13 protein-coding genes are annotated in these 19,283 nt (G+C 63.6%); 10 read left to right on the plus strand and 3 right to left on the minus strand.

The genetic code is table 11. From position 1 onward, the window contains the following. Positions 1-49 precede the first annotated feature (49 nt). Positions 50-1,696, minus strand: a complete 1,647-nt coding sequence (gene pgm, locus I6F21_RS00135; RefSeq protein ID WP_225138975.1) for a phosphoglucomutase (alpha-D-glucose-1,6-bisphosphate-dependent) — start codon at positions 1,694-1,696, stop codon at positions 50-52. A 164-nt stretch (positions 1,697-1,860) separates the two neighbouring features. On the opposite strand from pgm, the gene I6F21_RS00140 reads away from it, so the two are divergent. Further along, positions 1,861-2,997: a CocE/NonD family hydrolase gene (locus tag I6F21_RS00140; protein ID WP_225138976.1), complete on the plus strand. Its 1,137-nt coding sequence runs from the start codon at positions 1,861-1,863 to the stop codon at positions 2,995-2,997. 52 nt (positions 2,998-3,049) lie between these two features. Next, a complete protein-coding gene (locus I6F21_RS00145) occupies positions 3,050-3,820 on the plus strand; it encodes a transglycosylase SLT domain-containing protein (RefSeq protein ID WP_074448115.1) in 771 nt (256 codons plus the stop codon). 68 nt (positions 3,821-3,888) lie between these two features. Here the strand turns inward: I6F21_RS00145 and I6F21_RS00150 are convergent, their stop codons facing one another. Further along, positions 3,889-4,692, minus strand: a complete 804-nt coding sequence (locus tag I6F21_RS00150; RefSeq protein WP_036024738.1) for a response regulator transcription factor — start codon at positions 4,690-4,692, stop codon at positions 3,889-3,891. A gap of 247 nt (positions 4,693-4,939) precedes the next feature. Here I6F21_RS00150 and I6F21_RS00155 point away from each other — a divergent pair, with 247 nt between their 5' ends. Further along, a complete protein-coding gene (locus I6F21_RS00155; RefSeq protein WP_225138977.1) occupies positions 4,940-5,788 on the plus strand; it encodes an MBL fold metallo-hydrolase in 849 nt (282 codons plus the stop codon). Positions 5,789-5,850: 62 nt separating this feature from the next. Here the strand turns inward: I6F21_RS00155 and I6F21_RS00160 are convergent, their stop codons facing one another. Continuing rightward, positions 5,851-6,738 carry an aldose 1-epimerase family protein gene (locus tag I6F21_RS00160; RefSeq protein WP_225128131.1) on the minus strand — a complete coding sequence of 296 codons (888 nt, stop codon included), beginning with the start codon at positions 6,736-6,738 and terminating at the stop codon, positions 5,851-5,853. A gap of 181 nt (positions 6,739-6,919) precedes the next feature. Here I6F21_RS00160 and I6F21_RS00165 point away from each other — a divergent pair, with 181 nt between their 5' ends. The 7 genes from I6F21_RS00165 to I6F21_RS00195 all read left to right on the plus strand — a co-directional run bounded on the left by I6F21_RS00165 (position 6,920) and on the right by I6F21_RS00195 (position 19,264). Continuing rightward, entirely contained in the window at positions 6,920-8,023 is a 1,104-nt protein-coding gene (locus I6F21_RS00165) for a glycosyltransferase family 1 protein (RefSeq protein WP_225139448.1), read from the plus strand. A gap of 250 nt (positions 8,024-8,273) precedes the next feature. Beyond that, the gene (locus tag I6F21_RS00170; RefSeq protein ID WP_225128132.1) at positions 8,274-9,413 is read left to right on the plus strand and encodes a glycosyltransferase; all 1,140 of its coding nucleotides are present in this window, start codon (positions 8,274-8,276) and stop codon (positions 9,411-9,413) included. After that, positions 9,413-10,753 carry a hypothetical protein gene (locus tag I6F21_RS00175; protein ID WP_225138978.1) on the plus strand — a complete coding sequence of 447 codons (1,341 nt, stop codon included), beginning with the start codon at positions 9,413-9,415 and terminating at the stop codon, positions 10,751-10,753. The genes I6F21_RS00170 and I6F21_RS00175 overlap by 1 nt, the downstream gene beginning before the upstream one ends. A gap of 30 nt (positions 10,754-10,783) precedes the next feature. Then, positions 10,784-12,052: a glycosyltransferase family 4 protein gene (locus I6F21_RS00180; RefSeq protein WP_036013938.1), complete on the plus strand. Its 1,269-nt coding sequence runs from the start codon at positions 10,784-10,786 to the stop codon at positions 12,050-12,052. Then, on the plus strand, positions 12,049-13,440 hold the full coding sequence (locus I6F21_RS00185) for a hypothetical protein (RefSeq protein WP_225138979.1): 1,392 nt from the start codon (positions 12,049-12,051) through the stop codon (positions 13,438-13,440). The genes I6F21_RS00180 and I6F21_RS00185 overlap by 4 nt, the downstream gene beginning before the upstream one ends. Positions 13,441-13,980: 540 nt before the next feature. After that, the gene (locus tag I6F21_RS00190; protein WP_225138980.1) at positions 13,981-17,889 is read left to right on the plus strand and encodes an RHS repeat protein; all 3,909 of its coding nucleotides are present in this window, start codon (positions 13,981-13,983) and stop codon (positions 17,887-17,889) included. 250 nt (positions 17,890-18,139) lie between these two features. Next, positions 18,140-19,264 carry an acyltransferase gene (locus tag I6F21_RS00195; protein ID WP_225182659.1) on the plus strand — a complete coding sequence of 375 codons (1,125 nt, stop codon included), beginning with the start codon at positions 18,140-18,142 and terminating at the stop codon, positions 19,262-19,264. Positions 19,265-19,283: the final 19 nt, after the last annotated feature.

Here is a 19,283-nt window from a genome sequence, read left to right on the forward strand (position 1 = left end):
CGGCTCCGCTTACCCTCCCCTGGGGAGGGTAAGACAGCGGCGACCTCTCTTACGCCGCGAACACCTTGGCTAGGCCCGCCTGGGCTTCCTCCTGGATCCGTTTCAGGTGCTCGGGGCTGCGGAAGCTTTCGGCGTAGATCTTGTAGACGTCCTCGGTGCCGGACGGCCGCGCGGCGAACCAGCCGAAATCGGTTTCGACCTTGATGCCGCCGAAGGGCTGGCTGTTGCCGGGCGCCTTGCTCAGCGTCGCACGAACCGGATCGCCAGCGAGGTCCTTGAGGCCGAGCTGCTCCGGCGTGAGGGACTTCAGGATGTTCTTCTGCGGCCCGGTGGCGGCAACGTCGATGCGCGCGTAATGCGGCATGCCGAATTCGGCGGTGAGATCATTGAAGATCTGGCTGGGATCGCGGCCGGTCTTGGCCATGATCTCGGCAGCGAGCAGGCCGAGGATGACGCCGTCCTTGTCGGTGGTCCACACCGCGCCGTCGCGGCGCAGGAACGAGGCCCCTGCACTCTCCTCGCCGCCGAAGCCGAAGCCGCCGGTGACGAGGCCGTCGACGAACCATTTGAAGCCGACCGGCGTCTCCACCAGCTTGCGGCCGAGCTTTTTGGCGACGCGGTCGATGATCGAGCTCGACACCACGGTCTTGCCGATCGCCGCATCCTTGCCCCAGTCCGGACGGTGCGCGAACAGGTAGGAGATCGCGGTCGCCAGGTAATGGTTCGGATTCATCAACCCGCCGGTGCGCGTGACGATGCCGTGACGGTCGGCGTCGGTGTCGTTGGCAAAGGCGACGTCGAAGCGGTCGCGCATGCCGATCAGGCTCGCCATCGCGTAGGGCGAGGAGCAGTCCATGCGGATCTTGCCGTCCCAGTCCACCGTCATGAAACGGAAGGTCGGGTCGATCGCCTCGTTCACGACATTGGCATTGAGGCCATAGCGCTCGATGATCGGATGCCAGTAATGCACGGCGGCGCCGCCGAGCGGATCGATGCCGATCTTGACGCCGGCGGATTTGACGAGGTCGAGATCGACGACATTGCCGAGATCGGCGACGTAAGGCGTGATGAAGTCGTAGGCGTGGACATTCGCGGCCTTGCGCGCCCTCGAATAGTCGATGCGCTTCACGTCCTCGAGCTCGCCTGCGAGATAGGCGTTGGCGCACTTCTCGACGGCAGCGGTCACGTCCGTATCGGCCGGGCCGCCATGAGGCGGATTGTACTTGTAGCCGCCGTCCTCGGGGGGATTGTGTGACGGCGTGATGACGACGCCGTCAGCAAGACCAGAGGTGCGGCCCTTGTTATAGGTGAGGATCGCATGCGAGATGACGGGCGTCGGCGTGTAGCCGCCATCCTTGTCGATCATGACCTCGACGCCGTTGGCTGCGAACACCTCGATGGCGCTGACCAACGCCGGCTCGGCCAGCGCATGGGTATCGATGCCGATGAAGAGCGGGCCGGTCAGGCCCTTCTCCTTGCGGTAATCACAAATCGCCTGCGTGGTCGCGAGGATGTGGCCTTCGTTGAAGGTGTTCTTGAACGAGGTGCCGCGATGGCCCGACGTGCCGAACGCCACGCGCTGTGCCGGATCGGACGCATCCGGCTTGCCGGCGAAATAGGCCGTCACCAGCCGCGGAATATTGGTGAGCGCGTCCGGCGAGGCCTGCTTGCCCGCCGCGGGATGAACATCAGCCACTGGAATACCCTCGTCCTGTCGTGAGTGCGGGACACCATAGCATCGGCCAAGCCCCCGCCAAGGGCACAACACGCGCGACAGGGAAGGCGTTCCTTGGAGGCGCTGCAGTCCCCATGAGCGGCCTTCGTGCTATGCTCGGCAGCACCGCCCTTTCGAATCGTCTGATGATCCCATCGCGCAAGCTGCTCGTGCTGATCGCCGGCCTCATCCTGGCCGGTGCACCGGCGCGCGCCGCGGAGTTCTACACCGAGGACCTGCGCATCCCGATGGCGGAGGCCGGACCGCAGGGGCTGGAGGCCTTTCTGGTCCGACCAGTCGGGACCAAGCGCTATCCGCTGGCGCTGCTCAGCCATGGCTCGCCGCGCAAGTTCGAGGACCGCGCGACCATGTCGGCGCACAAATATTATGGCATCGCGCTGGAATACGCCCGGCGCGGCTTTGCGGCGCTGGTGGTGATGCGGCGCGGCTACGGCACCTCGCCGGGCGGGCGCGTCGACAGCGTCGGCGGTTGCGCAAAGGCCGCGTACCTGCCGGCGGCCGCCGTCGCGGTTGCCGATCTGCGCGCCGCGATCGATGCGATGGCGCACCGGGGCGACGTGACGACATCGGGCATGATCGCGGCCGGCCATTCCGCAGGCGGCCTTGCAACGGTGGCGCTGAGCGCACAGGCGCCGGCGGGCCTCGTCGCCGCAATCAATTTTGCCGGCGGCCGCGGCTCGCGCAACGACGACGATGTCTGCAATCCGGATGGGCTGGTGCAGGCCTTCGCCACCTTCGGCAAGACCTCGCACGTGCCCATGCTGTGGGTCTATGCCAGCAACGATTCCTATTTCGGTCCCGACTTCGCGCGCCGGCTCCATGACGGATTTCGCGCGGGCGGCGGCAATGCGAGGTTCGTCGCGGCGCCGGCTTACGGCGAAGACGGGCATTATCTCTATTCGGTCGCGGGCCGGCCGCAATGGACACCGTATCTCGACGCCTTCCTGCGCGAGCGCGGGCTCGGCCATGACCTCCTGAGCCTGCCCGATCCGCTGCCGCCGCCACGCCAGCTCAACGAGGCCGCGCGGGCCGAGTTCGCGCGCTATCTCGCCAGCCTGCTGCCGCACAAGGCCTTTGCGGTGTCGCCGAACGGCGGCTACGGCTGGCGCGCCGGACGGGCGACGACTGAGGAGGCCCGGCGCGACTCGCTGGCAGCCTGCATGAAATGGTCGCCCAGCTGCACGCTCTATGCGGTCGATGACCAGCTGGAGGAGCCGTCGCAGGCCAGATCCACCGACCAGAGCGCCCGCGCGCGACCGTGACGCACACACGCCTGAGGCCGGTTTGTTAACTCCGGCGCTCTATGACAAGCCCATGCTGCGGGATTGGGCGCGCTTCATTCTCGGCGCGACGTGGAGGCACGTCGCGGTCGTCCTGCTCGTGTCGGCTCCGATCGGCGCACATGCGGCTGACGGCAGCAGCGAGCTCGGCGCCGGGGAAACGCCGTCGTCGCGGACCACGATCCGGAAGATCATCGAGAGGGAAACCAAGAGCACCAATCTGCCGGCCGATATCGCCGAGGCGGTCGTCTTCGTCGAAAGCGGCTACAACCCGGCGGTCATCGGCAGCGCGGGCGAAATCGGCCTGATGCAGGTGCGCCCCGAGACCGCGGCGATGCTGGGCTTCCGCGGCAGCAGCGCGGAGCTGGCCGAACCCGACGTCAACATCCATTACGGGGTGCTCTATCTCAGCCAAGCCTGGCGGCTTTCGGGCGGGGACCTCTGCCGCGCGCTGATGAAATACCGGGCGGGTCATGGCGAAGTGGAGATGAGCGCGCGGTCGCAGGTCTATTGCAACCGGGCCCGCAACCGGCTTGTCGCGATGAGCGCGATGCCGGGAGAGCGCGAAGCTGCGGCTGCTCCGGATCCGGCGTCCACGGTTGCAGCTGCCGTTGCGGTTGCGGCTGCGGCGCCCGTGAAACCGGCGAGCCGCCCGAAGATGCCGGTGCAGCCGAAGGCGGTCTATGCCCGCTATCGTCAAGGCACCGCGGCCGCCAGCCGCGCCTATTGGGCGGCCCATGAGGCCAGGGTCAGCCGGATCAAGGCGCGCATCGAAGCACGTTGGAAGCGCGTCGCATCGCGCTGACGGCGATGTTGCTATTGTCTGAGCATGATCTTGCCGGAAAACCGCTGCACGCTTTTCCGGATCTTGCGCTACAGCCGCTCGCTGAGCGCGAGCTTGTAGCCGACGCCGGTGACGGTCGCGATCACGGGCGTGCCGCTGCCGACGAGCTTGCGGCGCAGCCGCGCCACCAGCGCATCGACGGTGCGGATGTCGACTTCGGCCTGGCGGTTGCTGACCACCTCGATCAGATAGTCGCGGCTGAGCGGCCTGCCGTCGGCGCCGACGAGCGCCGCCAGCAGGTCGAATTCGGCGCGCGTCAGCGCCACCGGCTTGCCGTCGTTGCCGAGCAATTCGCGCCGGGTCAGGTCGATGATCCAGTCGCCGAACGCGATCGAATTGTGGTTGCGCGCCGCCTTGCGGTCGATCGAGCGACGCCGCAGCACGCTGCGCGCACGCGCGAGCAGATCGCGCAGGTTGATCGGCTTGGTGACGTAATGGTCGCCGGCGACCTCGAGGCCGAGGATGCGGTCGACGTCGGTGTCGCGCCGCGTCACGAAGATGATGCCCGCGTTGCTGGTGGCCTGGATCTCCTTGGCGAGCTCGAAGCCGTCCCCGTCAGGCAGTTGCACGTCGAGGAAGACGAGATCGGTGCGCGCGCGCAGCGCCTGACGGCACTCCGTGCAGGTGCCGGCGCCGACCACGTCGAAATTGTTGTCGCTGAAATAGTCGACCAGCATGGTCCGCGTCACCGGATCGTCCTCGACGACGATCAGCCGCTCGCGGCCGGGCGGACGAGCGGAAGCTACCGCCGTCCTGGCGGTCCCATGTGCCTGCGTCCCGACCTGCAGATTCAAGTCGCCGCGCAACGCGCCGTCATGTGAACGGGCATTCACAGCCTGTTCGAGCCCCCGAAATTGCCTGCCGCGATACTAGGCGCGTTGTGATGCGCAAACAATATTGGTCATGCTCTTGGCACATTAAGTATGAATTGGCCCACAATTCTCATTTTGCGCACCGTCGCGCCGGCAGTCTCCCGATTTTCGGAAAAGCAGATCGTACTTCGGGCGGCGCTCTGCGGCTTGCTCCCCTGTGAGCTTCGCATCTACTGTGCCTCCAAAAGCCTGCACTCGGAGGTGGCGCATGGAGGTCATACTGCTCGGCACCGGCGGCCCGCGCCCGGACCCGCGCCGCATGGCGACGACCACGCTGATCAGGCTTGGCGAGGAGAACATCCTGTTCGACGCCGGCCGTGGCGTCATGGTGCAGCTTCACAAGGCCGGCGTGCCGCTCGGCGCCATCAACACGGTCTTCCTCACCCATCACCATTTCGACCACATCGGCGATCTCTACGATGTGATGTTGAATTCGTGGATGCACGGGCGCAAGGATGAGTTGCGCATCTATGGGCCGCCGGACACTGAGCGGCTCGTCAACACGCTCATCACGCAGGTCTACGACAAGGACATCATCTGGCGGGACCAGGGCGAGCCGAGCTTCGGCGGCTGGAAGCCGGTCGCCGCAACGGACATCATTCCAGGCCCCGTGCTCGACACCGGTCGCTGGAAGATCAGTGCCGAACTGGTCTCGCATGGCGATGGCCTCGACATGCCGCCGGCCTTTCTGGCGCGCTGGATCTGTCTCGGCTATCGCTTCGAAGCGGAAGGCAAGGTCATTGCTATTTCCGGCGACACCGTCCCCTGCCCCGGGCTCGAGCGGCTGGCCGAGGGAGCCGACCTGCTGGTGCAGTGCTGCTTCCTCGCCACGCCGGAGATCAACAACGAGCATTTGCGCCGGCTTGCGAAATACACGATCGCCTGCGGCGACACGGTCGGGAAGATCGCGGCCAGAGCCGGCGTCAAGAAGCTCGCGCTGACCCATCACCGTCCGCGCACCGACGATGCCATGCTGAACGCATTGCTTGATGACGTCAGGCGGGACTATGCAGGACCGGTCATGCTCGGCGAGGATCTCACGCGCATCGAGGTCTGAGGATGATCGAAGATCGAAGCACGCGCGCCGCAACAAATCATGCGTGCGGAAGCCGTTCGGCGTCAGGACGATCCGACCTCGATCCGGTAGGATAATTCTTCCTCAGCGCCCGGCGCGATGTGCATCAGTCCCGGCTTGTCGGCGAACTCGCCATGGAAGCCGGCGGGACTTGCGTAGCCGCGCCAGGGCTCGATACAGAGGAACGGCGCGCCTGACGGTTTCGACCAGACGCCGAGCTCGCGAAATCCGCGCCAGGACATTTTCAGCCATGGCCCGGTCGATGCACCTCCCGCCGCGGCATAGCGGACCGAAGTGCTCTCGATGCGGTCGAAGATGATGGCGTCGTCGACGAACAGGGAGTCCGACAAGGGAAGCGAGGTGCCTTTGACCGGGCTCGGCTCCGCTGCCGGCCGCAGCAATCCACCTTCGAGACGGCGGACCGGAGACGGTTCGGCGCTCGCGAAAGTCAGCGCATGGCTCTCCTTCGCCGCGCCGAGCTGCAGCGGCCAATTGAAGGCGGGATGACCGCCGAGCGAGGCCGGCAACGTCTCCTTGCCGGTGTTGGCGATCGTGAGCGTCAGATCGAGGCCGGACTCATCGATCGCATAGGCCGCCGTCAGCCGGAACGGGAACGGATAGAGCGCGCGCGTCGTCTCATTATCATCGAGCACCAGGGTGCAGCGGCTCTCGCCGCGTTCTGCCCACACGAAGCGGCTGTCGCGGGCGAAGCCGTGCTGCGTCATCCGATACGTCCTGCCCTGATGCCGCAATTCGTCGTTGGCAAGGCGCCCGACGATCGGAAACAGCAGCGGCGCGTGACGCGGCCATTCCGGCCCCGCCTGCCAAAGGAATTCGGTGCCGCCGCCCTTCAGCGAGCAGAGCTCGGCGCCGTGCGCCTTGACGGTCGCGGTGAGCGAGCCGCAGCGGAAGGAGTGGGTGTCATCGGTCATGGCCGACCTCTACACCCCGGCCTGGCAGGCAGCAAGGCGACGCCGGGCCATGCAGGCCGCGCCTCCGAGCCATGCCCGGCTGCGTCATATTTCTGTACCTAACGATTGCTCACGTGCGGCTCCTCCACCGCGAGCTCCCCGCGAACCCGGCCGGAACTCCATGAACCATCGTGGTCCCCAATTGAAATTCTTCATCAACGGCCGCTTTCTGTCGCAAAAGCTCACGGGCGTGCAGCGTTATGCCGCTGAAATGGTCAAGGCGATCGACGTGCTGCTCGCGTCGGAGCAGATTCCGGCCTCGCTGCGCAACGCAGACTGGCAATTGTTGAAGCCCGCGGATGCAAGCGAGGAACTTGATCTCGACCGGATCAAGATTCGCGCTGTCGGCCGGCTGCATGGGCACGCGTGGGATCAAATCGATCTCGCCCGCGCTGCCGCCGGAGGCCGCTTGATCAGCCTGGCCAATTCCGGGCCCGTCCTCCATCGCGACCACATCGTCGTGATTCATGACGCCCAGGTCTTTCGCAGGCCCGACTTCTTCAACTGGCGCTATCTGACCGTCCATCGCACGATGGGGCGGATGCTCGCGCGGCACGCAAGCATCGCAACGGTGTCGGGTTTTTCCCGCAAGGAGCTTGCGGACGTGCTGAATCTCTCGGCATCGCGCATTCCCGTCTTCCCCAACAGCGCCGAGCACTTTGCAGCCACGCAGCCCGATCCCGGCATCCTGGCCCGACTTGGCGTTCAGCCGCAGAAGTTCTTCCTCTTCGTGGGCTCGAAAACCAAGAACAAGAACCTGTCCGTCGCGATCCGCGCCATCCAGCTGCTCGACCGGGCAGACGTTCCCCTGGTCATCGTCGGCGGCGACAACAGCAAGGTCTTTCAGGATAATTCGGGCGAAGGGGCTTCCGGCCTGGTGCTGGCCGGCCGTCTGACCGACAGCGAGATTGCCGCGCTCTATGCGCACGCATCGGCCTTCGTGTTTCCCTCGCTCTACGAGGGGTTCGGCGTGCCGCCGCTCGAAGCCATGATCTTCGGCTGCCCGGTCATCGCCTCGAGGGCCGACGCCGTCGTGGAGACGTGCGGCGACGCGGCTGCGTATTTTGACGCCACGGATTTCGAGGCGCTGAAGCAGCTCATGCTCGAAAGACTGGCAATCGGCGCGATCTCTGACCAGGAACGCCGGCGGCAACAGGATCGCCTTGCATTCTATTCGTGGAAGAAATCGGCGAAGGCGTTGCTCGATCACCTCGCAGCGCCGGCGAACGTCGCCAGCGCTGCGTGAAACGCGGCACGGTTCGCCTATCGCGCGCAACGGTTTTTGCACAAACAGTTTGCAACTCGCAGCTCTTTGCCTGGTTCCATGACTCTTCTTCGTTCTTGCGATGATCGCAAGCGCGAGCGCCTTGGCGCAACATGACCACATCGCTGCCCCAATATCGCTACGTATTCGAGGAACTGTGTTTCGCACTAGCGAACACAGAACAGGGATACAGATGTCCGGCTCTCCAACGCGGCCCTACGCAAGGCAAACGATGAAAGTGCTGCACATCGCCGAAACGATCCGTGGCGGGATCGCGAGCTATCTGAACGAGTTGCATCCTCAACAACAGGCCAGCTTCGGTGCCGAGAACGTACATTATGTCGTGCCGTCGGATCATCGGGGCGACCTTGGCGCAATCGATGACAACCAGATTACAACATTCGAACGATCCGGCCGGAGCGTCGCCGGCCTATTCCAGATGCTGCGTGCGAGCATGCAAGCGCTGGATGCCTTCAGACCGGACGTGGTGCACCTGCATTCTTCCTTGGCGGGGCTCGTGCTCCGGCCCGCGCTGGCAGCCCGCTCAGGCGGACCGCGCGTCGTCTATTGTCCGCACGGCTGGGCATTTTCGCGCGAGACCGGCCGCTTCAGTCATTTGCTGACCAAGTCCGCGGAGAACCTGCTTGCGCGCACCTCCGACCGAATCATCTGCATCTCGAGCGACGAGTATAACGAGGCGGTGCGCGCGGGAATTCCTGCCGACCGCCTCACCGTGGTCCACAACGGCATCTCGAAGAGCCGCACGCCGCAGCCCGTCGCGGCTGACTGGACCTCCAAAAAGGTCAAGGTGCTGTTCATCGGACGCCTGGACCGGCAGAAGGGGTTCGATCTGCTGATCGAAGCGGCACGCGCGCTCGAGGATGTGCTGGACGTCCGCATGATCGGCGCCTCCGTCGTCAACAAGTACGAAGGTCCGACCGTCCCGTCCAACGTGTCCCTGCTGGGCTGGCTCGACCGCCCGATCATCGAGACCCAGCTCGAGGCCGCCGACCTCGTCGTGATCCCGTCACGTTGGGAAGCCTTCGGCCTCGTTGCCCTGGAAGCGATGCGCGCGGCCAAGCCCATCCTTGCGTTCCGTAGCGGAGCTTTGCCCGAGATCGTCGTCGATGGCGTGACCGGCGTGCTTTGCGAGCCCGTCGCGGTCCAGCCGCTCGTGGATGGTTTCCGGCGCGCACTCGACCTCGATCTCAAGGTGCTGGGACAGCGCGGCTACGACCGCTTCAAGCAGCTCTATGACGTCGAGAAGACGCATGCGCAATTGCAGCAGGTCTATGTCGAGCTGCTTCAGGACGACCGGACGCCCGTCGCAACGAAGGCGGCGCTGCAGTCGGATCTCTCCAAGAATTTCTGATGGCTGCACCGCTCCCACGCACCTTGGTCCGCGACAGTCTCCGCCTCGCGAGCCTCATCGCATCCATCCTCCTGCCGGTCTCGGTCTGCGCACAGCAGGCGCAACCGCTCGATGCCCGATTCCTGCTGGGGGTCGGCACGCATCAGGGGCTGGGCGGCCCGGTGAGCGCGCGCGGATACGTGCCTTCGGAAAACGTCGCCCAGATCAAGCAACTCGGTCTCAATTCCTTTCGCGATGATTTTCCCTGGTCCGAGTTCGAGGTTGGCGGACGCCGGATGGGCTTCACACCCCGACTTGGCAGGCTCGAAGCGCAAGTCAAGTCCGGCGTCGCGCGCCCTCTCCTGATCCTCGCCTTCGGCCATCATCTCGTTCCGAATTCCTCGCCACCGACGACGGACGAGGCGCGGCAGCGGTTCGCCGATTATGCGGCGGCGGCCGCGCAATCGGTGGTGGCGCAGCATCCGCTGTTCGAGCTTTGGAACGAATGGAACCTGGCGGCGAAGAAAGATCCTGCGTTCTCGCCGGAAAACTATCGGGCGCTTGCCGAGGTCACGCGGCCGGTAGTCAAGCGGGTGGCGCCGAATGCACCCTTCCTGGTCGGCGCCCTCGGCGACGATCTGGGCTGGACATGGACCGAGAAGATGCTGCGGACGGGCATTCTTCAATATGCGGACGGCGCATCGATCCATCTCTACAATTTCTGCATGGGCCCGAGCAAACGCACCTCGGCCGAAATCATCGACAGGCTGACGGCGTTTCACCGCCTGGTCGGCCAGGCGAGCGGAAACCCCGATTTTCCGATCTATGTCACCGAGACGGGGTGGACCACGGCTGCCACCAATAAATGCGGCGTCAGCGAACAAGCCCAGTCCGACAATAGTGCGCAGCTCATCTTGTGGGCATCAACCGCGGCGCGTTGGCTCAAAGGAATGTGGTTCTACGAACTCAAGGACAGTGGAAAGGACGCATCGGATCTGGAGCACAATTTCGGGCTCTACCGTTTCGACAATTCGCCGAAGCCCGTCGCCTGCGCGGTTCAGGGCGCCTGGGCTTTCATCCGCTCCAGCCTGAGCGCCGAGAAACGCGAGCTCGCCAGTGGCGTCGTGTCGATCAATGCAACGACGACGTCCGGCGCCAGAGTTGCGGTATGGTCCGAGACTCCCGAGCGGCGTTACGAGGTCCGGATCAAGGGGGATCAGGACGGCGCAACCTTTGCGATGCCGTGCGACTCGGCCGCAAGACCTGCGTCCGGTGCCTGGATTCCGGTTTCGACCACGCCGGTTCTCATTGCAGCGAGCAACGGTGCCATGCCCGCTTTGGAGATAAGGCCGGCGCGGTAAGCGCGATTTTGCAAGACATGAGGTTCAGTGATGAAAGTTCTTTTGACGTCCACTCTTTATCCGACGCCTCAGGCCCCCAAGATCGTCGGCGGTGCGGAGATCTTCGCGCGGCGCTTCGCCGAAGGCCTGGTGCAGCGCGGAGACGAGGTCGAGGTGATCCGCAGCGCATCCGCGCCCGAGCAGGCTCGTGAAAGCTGCAACGGCATCAACGTCTATTCTGCGCCGGTGCGCAACTTCCATCTGCCCTTCTCGCTGCCGAAGAACATCGTAAAGCGCAGCATCTGGCATGCGGTCGACGACTGGCAGATGCAGGCGCCGCTGATAGCGGAACGCATCCGGGCCTTCAAGCCGGACGTGCTGCACTCCAACAATTTGTCGGGTCTCACCACCGCGATCTGGCGCGTCGCCGCCCAGCTCGGCGTGCCGGTGCTGCATACGCTTCACGATTATTATCTGACCTGCCCGCGCTGCTCGCGCTTCGACAAGGGACGCTCTTGCGAGCACACCTGCACGAGCTGCGGGATCCTGACCTTCCATCGCAAGCGGGCGACGCACTGGCTGAGCGCCGTGGTCGGCGTGAGCGAGCGCGTGCTGTCGATCCATACCGACATGGGCATGTTCGCGGAGACGCCGATCCGAACCGTGATCCGCAACGCCTCGACCGAGCCGCCGCGCGAGCCCTACCCTCGCCCGGTCTGCACCACGGAAGTGACGTTCGGGTTCATCGGCCGCCTCACTGAGGAGAAGGGCATCGACAACCTGATGCATGCCCTTGCCATGCTGCCCCCCGACCGCATCCGAATGATGATCGCCGGCCGGGTCAGCGAGGAGGAGCAGCGCCGCCTCAAGGCGCTCGCGCCGGATGCGCGCATCGAGTTCATGGGCTTCGTGGCGCCGGACGATTTCTACAGGCAGGTCGACGTGGTGGTCGCGCCCTCGATCTGGCACGACCCCGGTCCACTCGTCGTCGCAGATGCCAAGGCGGCCGGCAGGCCGCTGCTCGGAACGCGCTTTGGCGGCATGCCCGAGGTCATCGAGCACGGCGTGACGGGTTGGCTGACCGAAGCCGATCCCCAATCCCTGGCCGACAGCATGCTTGCAGTCGCGTCTGATCCGCACAAGATCGACGAGATCAGCCGGCGCCTGATCGCAGATACCAACAAATGGGTATTTGCCGACGTGCTGTCATCCTACAAGAATCTGTACGAGCAACTGCGCGAGCAACGGATGTCGCGCGTGCGCGCAGCAACGACTGAAGCGCCGCGGGCCGTCGGCAAGGAGCGCCTCATTCCGAGATGACACGCCTCTTCGCGATGGCGGGCTACCTCTATCAGAGCGCCGCGGCGATCATCCTGATCTTCGCGATCAGTCATCTGTTGCCCGCCTCCGACTACACCAATTTTTCGCTGGCACTGGCCTCGAGCCAGTTGCTCTGCGTCCTGATGTTCGAGTGGCTGCAACTCGCCGGATTGCGTTTTCTGGCAGCAGCCGGGGAGAACGAGGCGGCGCGGCTGAGGTGGTCGCTCTTTGCCGCGGGCCTGTCGAGCGCAGGCGCGCTCGTCGTGGTCGGCGGCTGCGCATCTCTGGCCAGCGTACTCCCGGCCGGGATCATCGCGCTGGGCCTCGGCATATCCGTGCTTCAGGGCCTGACCGACCTCTATTTGCTGTCGGTCCGCCTGTCCGACCGGCTGGGTGTCGCCTCCTCTCTCCTGGCGTTTCGCGCTACCGCCCTTCTGACCGGAGCCGCCGCGGGTGCGGCGATTTGGGGAACGGCGGAAGCGGCGCTGCTCGGCGTCAGTGCGGGCCACGCCCTGGGCCTGCTCGCCGGGCTGGTGGCCTATCGCCCCCCCCTGGAGCGCGTTCCGCTGCGGACGATGCTGGCCGACTGGAAGGATTTCTCCCGCTACGGCATGCTGGCGGCGGGTGCGTCCGTCATCCATCTCTCGGTGCCGGTGCTGCTCCGCTTCATCATCATCGGCCGGCTGGGCGCGACGGGCGCCGGCGCCGGATTCTCGATTGCGCTCGACCTGCTGCAACGCCCGTTCTGGGTCCTCAATGCAGCGATCCACACCGTGAGCTATCCCGATGTCGTGAAGGATTTCGAGCACGGAACCGTCATGAAGTCGGTGCAATCGACGCGGCGAATGTTCGAGTTCATGGTCTGCACGACCCTCGTGCTGCTCGGCGGTCTCGTCGGCTTCATTCCGGATGCAGCCCGTATCCTGGTGCCGCGGGAGAGCCTTGATGGCTTCCTGACGACGGCACCTGTTGTGGCCGTCTTCTATTTCCTGCACACGCATCTCCAGGCGACCGTCGCGGTCGTTCCGCACCTGGAGAAGCTCGCAACGAGGCTCGTGATCGTTGCGGCCGGCCAGCTCGCGATCGTCGCTGCTGTCGCGCTGGCCGCGGCATGGGCCGGCCTGTCGCCGCACCAGGCGGTCGGCTGCGCTTGCCTCGCCACGCTGGCAGCGATTCTGTTTGCGCTCGGTCCGACCCTGCGGTTCGAGGCATTCCCGCGCTGGTCACTGGTCGCGCAGGCGCTGGTGGCCGCCGTCCTGATCGGATCACTCGGCGCGATGCCGACCGAGCCCGCGACATGGCTTGCCGGCAAGATCGTGATCGCCGCGCTCGCAACGGCGATCGTCGGATGGCGCGGTGACTTTCTGATGCTGGCCCGTCGCGGCTAGCCCAATTCGCCGCATCCGGCACGGATCGGAACACAGCGGGCGAGCAACTGAGCCGTTGGGCCACGGCTCAAATTCAGGTCCTGGACGGAACCATTGCGCCTCCCCGATCAAACCAAGCCGGTCATATCCGGGAAAATACGGATACAACCAGTGCGATAAAATCTTTCAGATTGATCGCCCATGAAAATGGCATCTGCCGACTCCCTGTGCCATCCGATGACGCAGACGAAAGAGTCGCACCCCACCGCCGCGTTCGTATGACACGCTCTCAAGCCGAAGCGTTGGATCGAACTCGCACGGCTTGCGCATATATTTAGCAGCGTGAATCGTGGAAATCTTGAAAGCGCCATTCTCACGCCATCCTGCACGGGCATCGCATCAGCATTCTGCTGCAACACGAGTCGAGCTGTTCCTGCACAAGGAACCGCATTTCACTCGCGATTTGTAGCTTCGATTTTTATCTGAAATTCACACTCGACAGAGAAGCTTCGACGCAAATCCCTGCGAGCAATTTCGTTCGCGCTGAAACCCGAGTTTGCAATGCCTGATCAAACCATCCTGTCCGCCAGCGGCTTCATCAACTCCATCGGCGTCAACACGCACGCCGGTTTCGGATGGACCGGCTACAACAACCTCGCGCTGATGGCCGACAGCCTCGAATATATCGGCGTCACCCATCTCCGCGACGCGATGGGCACGAACCCCGCTGCGCAGCCGGTCGTCGAGGGCCTGGCCGCCGCCGGCTACAAGTTCGACTTTCTGGTATCGTCTGCGCTGCCCCAGTCCGGTACGGTCGGGTTGCAGACCTACATCGCCTCGCTCCAAAAATTCGCGACGAGCTATTCGGGTAGCATCACCGCCATCGAGGGGCTCAACGAGGCCAATCACCAGCCCTTCAGCTACAATGGCAGCTCCAGCCTTTCGGCCGCGGCCCAGTTCCAGAGTGCGCTCTATCAGGCCGTCAATGCCAACGCGACGCTCGCCAGCATCCCCGTCTACAATCTGTCACTGGCCTACAACGATCCGCAAGGCTACAGCCAGCTCGGCAACATGTCGGGCTCGGTCGACTATGCCAACGCCCACGCTTATGTCAGCACCGGCCTCAATCCGAGCAGCTCCATTGCGGCGACGCTGAGCGCCGTCATGGCCGCGGCTCCGGGAAAGCCTGTCGTCATCACGGAAACCGGCTACACCACGCAAAACAACACCCAGTATCTCGGCGCCAACGAGACGGTGCAGGCCAAATCGATCCTGAACACGCTTGTCGTCGCCTACAAGGCCGGCGTGAGTGCAACTTACCTCTACGAGCTGTTCGACCGCGACTCGTCTGCAGCCAACACCAATCCGGAAGCCAATTTCGGATTGTTCAATTCCGACGGCACGCCCAAGCTCGCCGCGACGGCGATTCACAACCTGACGACCATTCTGGCCGACGACGGCAAGGGCGGCCTGCAGCCGACTGACCCATTGAACTACACGTTGAGCAACATGCCGGCCACCGGCAACAGCATGGTGCTCGGCAAGAGCAATGGCGCCTACGAACTCGTCGTCTGGGCCGAGCCGAAGCTCTGGAACGATGCCACCGATACCGAGCTGTCCAATGCGGCCCAGACGGTGACGGTGAACCTCGGCGCCGTCCATCATACCGTGAAGGTGTACGACACGCTGACCGGCACCACAGCGATCGCCAGCTACACCGACGTCAGCACCATCACCATTCCGGTCAGCGATCACCCTGTGATCATCGAGATCGACGCGCCCCCGACCACGCCGCCCGCCCCGGACACAAGGACCAGCGTCACCGGAACGGCTGCGGAGATCGTACCGCAACTGTCCGATCTGAGCGACTCGACGGCGCTGCAGACAATCACCCTGACCGACTCCCACGTCCTGCAGGTCGCGTCGAAGGCGACCATGGACTACATGATCGCCCATTACGGCAACGCGCTCTCGAAGATCCAGGGCGGATATTCGTTCTCGGTGACGAACTCGGCGGCGACCTGGACCAGCACGAGGACTTACGATTCGAGCGGCAAGCTGCTCTCGAAATCCGACACCGGCCTCAATTCAAGCGGACAGCCGACCTCGACCACCATCGTCCACAGCGACGGCTCCAAGGACGTGATCAGCTACACCGGCGGCGTGCAGACGAAGTTCGTTCATGTCGGAACCGACGCAACCCGGACAACCGACACCTACAACACGGCCGGCACCCTGCTGAGCGAAGTCGTCCAGAAGTCCGACGGCTATTACTCCACCACGCTCTACACGAACGGCGTGAAGACAGCCGCCTACGTCAAGAACGCGGACGGCTCGCAGGACAACTATACCTACAACATCACGGGCAAGAGCTTCACCACCCAGGTGCAGCATCTCGACGCGTCGGGGAAGGTCACTTCGGTGATCCGCAGCCATGCCGACGGCTCGCTGGACTCGACCCAGGTCTACAATAGTGACGGCAGCAGCGTGATCACGTTGTACAGCGCCACGGGAGTGAAACAGGTCGAGACCGCCTACCATGCCGATCGCAGCAAGGATGTCTGGACGTACAACATCAAGGGCCAGAACTATACGACCCAGCACGACGTCTACGATTCGACCGGATTCCTCACGACCCTGACGCGCCTGCATGCCGACGGCAGCCTGGCCTTCGAGCTGATGCAGACCGCCGACGGCACCAAGACGACCAACTGGTACAATGCCGCCGGCAGCCTCACCAGCGAGGTGGTCCAAAAGGCCGACGGCTTCGCCTCGACAACCCTCTACAGCAACGGCGTCAAGACGAAAGTTTACATCAAGAACGCCGACGGTAGTCTGGACAATTATGCCTATGGCATCACCGGCCAGAGCTACACCACGCTGATCCAGCACATCGATCCGTCCGGCAAGGTCACGTCCGTCACCCGCAAGCACGCGGATGGCACGCTCGACTATACCCAGGTCGTCAACAACGACGGGAGCAGCGTCGTCACCATCTATGACTCGACGGGAGTACGGACGAAACAATCCGAGTACCACGCTGATGGCAGCAAGGACGTCTTCCTCTACAACATCACCGGCCAGAACTACACGACCGAACACAATGTCTACGATGCAACCGGCTTCCTCACGACGCTGATCCGGAAGCACGCGGACGGCAGCATGGCGTTCAAGCTGGTGCAGAGCAAGGACGGAACCAAGACAACGGACTGGTACGATGCCAAGGGGGTCCTCACCAGCGAGGTGATCACGAAGGCCGACGGTTACAGCTCGACAACGGTCTATACCAACGGCCTGAAAACTGCGGCCTACATCACCAATGCCGACCTGAGCCAAGACAATTACACCTACAACATCACCGGGCAGAGCTATGCCACGCAGCACCAGCATCTCGATCCGACCGGCAAGACGACGGAGGTGACCCGCTGGCACGCCGACGGCACGCTCGACTATACCCAGGTCGTCGGCAGCGACGGTGGCAGCGTCGTGACCAATTACGACGCTTCAGGCCTCAAGAAGACACAAACCGACTATCACTCCGACGGCTCGAGGGATGTCTATCTCTTCAACGTCATCGGTCAGAACTACACGAAAGAGCACGATACCTACGATACCACCGGTTTCCTGACGCACATCGTGCGGACCCACGCCGACGACAGCCTGGCATTCACTCTTGTGCAGAGCGCCGACGGCACCAAGACCTCGGGCTGGTATGACGCCAAAGGAATTATCACCAGCGAGGTGACGACCAAGAGCGACGGCTACAGTTCCACCACGGTCTACACCGGCGGTATCAAGACCGCTGCCTACATCAAGAACGCCGACGGCACGTCGGACAACTGGAACTACAACATCACAGGCCAGTCCTACACGACGCAGCACCAGCACCTCGATGCCTCGGGCAAGATCGTCGAGATCACAAGGACCCACGCCGACGGCACTCTGGACTATACCCAGGTCATCAACAATGACGGCAGCAAGCTGACCGACATCTATAACAGTGCCGGCATCAAGACCCAGGAGATCGCCAGCCACGCCGACGGCTCGAGGGACGTCTTCCTGTTCAACTTCAACGGACAGGCCGGCGTCACGCAGCACGAGAGCTACAACACCGCCAAGGCGCTCGAGTTCATCGATCAGACCAAGTCCGATGGCACCCATAACGTCACGGCCGTCGCCAGCGGCGTGACGATCCAGGGCGGGGCCGGCAATGACGTATTCTCGGCGGCGCCGAACTCGACGACCATCGCGTACGACCACGGCCAGGACCAGATCCTCAACTTCCAGGCCGGCAGCGGGACGACGCACGACACGATCGCGATCTCGAAACTGCTGGCGGAGGACTACAGCCAGCTCCAGATCACGCAGTCCGGCACGAACGCGCTCATCACGTTCTCGGCGACCGACTCGATTCTGCTGAAGAACGTCTACGTCTCCAGCCTGACCAGCCACGACTTCGTGTTCGTTTGAGCCGGTGAGACCTGCCCAAACGGGCGCCAACGTCGCTGGGGGCCGGGACCATGTCCCGGCCCCTGATCGTTCGTTGGTCGGGCGCCTGCCTCATCGATGAGCAAAGGGCTCTCTGCCATCCGCAATTGGATGAGCCCCATGAATTCGGAGGGATCGTCGGGTTGTGCCGCCATCGGCGGCCGCGCTTGCGAACTTGCGTCACAATTCGTCTCTAGAAGAGCGACGAAACGTGCAAGGAAACCGAGCCCCGATGGAAGCCAGTGAAGCAAGACGTTTTGTCGTTCTCGACTTCTACCGCTTCGTCGCCGCGCTCGGGGTCTTCATCTTCCACCTGAAGCTGATCGACAAGGGCATCTCACCGGCCTGGAACGGGTCCTATGGCCTGTTCGTGGACATGTTCTTCATCCTGTCCGGGTTCGTGATTTCCTACTCCTATCCTTCAACCTCGACAGGCCCGCGCTCCTATGCGCGCTTCCTCATTAGGCGGATCGCGCGAATCTACCCCTTGCATCTGCTCACCTTGTTGATATTCGCGGTCCTTGCTCTCATGGGCATATCCGGTCCGACCTCGCACGCGAGCTGGACGGATTTCATTCAAAACCTCTTCCTCGTGCAGGCGTGGGGTATCACAGATCATCTCAGCTTCAACTCGCCGGCTTGGTCCATCAGCGCCGAGCTGTTCTGTTACCTATTATTCCCATTGTTCATGCTGCTGGCCGGGAGGATCTCGCCGCTGATGCTGGCGATCATCGTCGCGCTCTCTTACGGCATCCTTGCCCATGCTCACCTGCCGATCTGGCAGGAACGCTCTCAGATGTATGGGGCAACTTTCGATTTCGGGATGTTACGGGCGCTTCCGAGCTTCCTGAACGGGATTCTCCTAACCGTCCTGTTCAGGCTCTCAAGGGACTATCGCAAGAAGCCGGTTGCATTCGCCGGAATAGCGCTGTTTGCCGTCTCGGTTCTGGTCCTCAACTTCTTTGCCAAGCCCGACCTTGCAATCATACTGTTCTCTCTCGCGATCCTCGTCACAGCCACGGGAGAAAGCGCCTTCGCGCGGTTTCCCGGCTCCGACTGGCTTGGCCGCCTCGGCAACACGTCATATGCCATCTACATGGTGCACGAAGTGCTGTTGATCCTGCTCTTCAAGCCGGCTTGGCACTATTTCGGACTTCAGCCAAGCATGTTTCCGGTGTTTGCATTGGTCTGCTGCATCGTTCTGACAGTCGTTGCCGACGTGACATATCGCTACGTCGAAGATCCCGCTAGAAGATTGATCAACCGGCTTGCGCCTGGCGGGGCAAGATCAGCCCGCGTCCCGAAGCCCGAGCCGCTCGGTCTTGCCGAGGCCAGACAGGCGGCCAACGCAAGCTAGCTGGTGCGTGCAGGCCGAA

The organism is Bradyrhizobium sp. NBAIM03 (assembly GCF_020194055.1).
Classification (GTDB): domain Bacteria; phylum Pseudomonadota; class Alphaproteobacteria; order Rhizobiales; family Xanthobacteraceae; genus Bradyrhizobium; species Bradyrhizobium yuanmingense.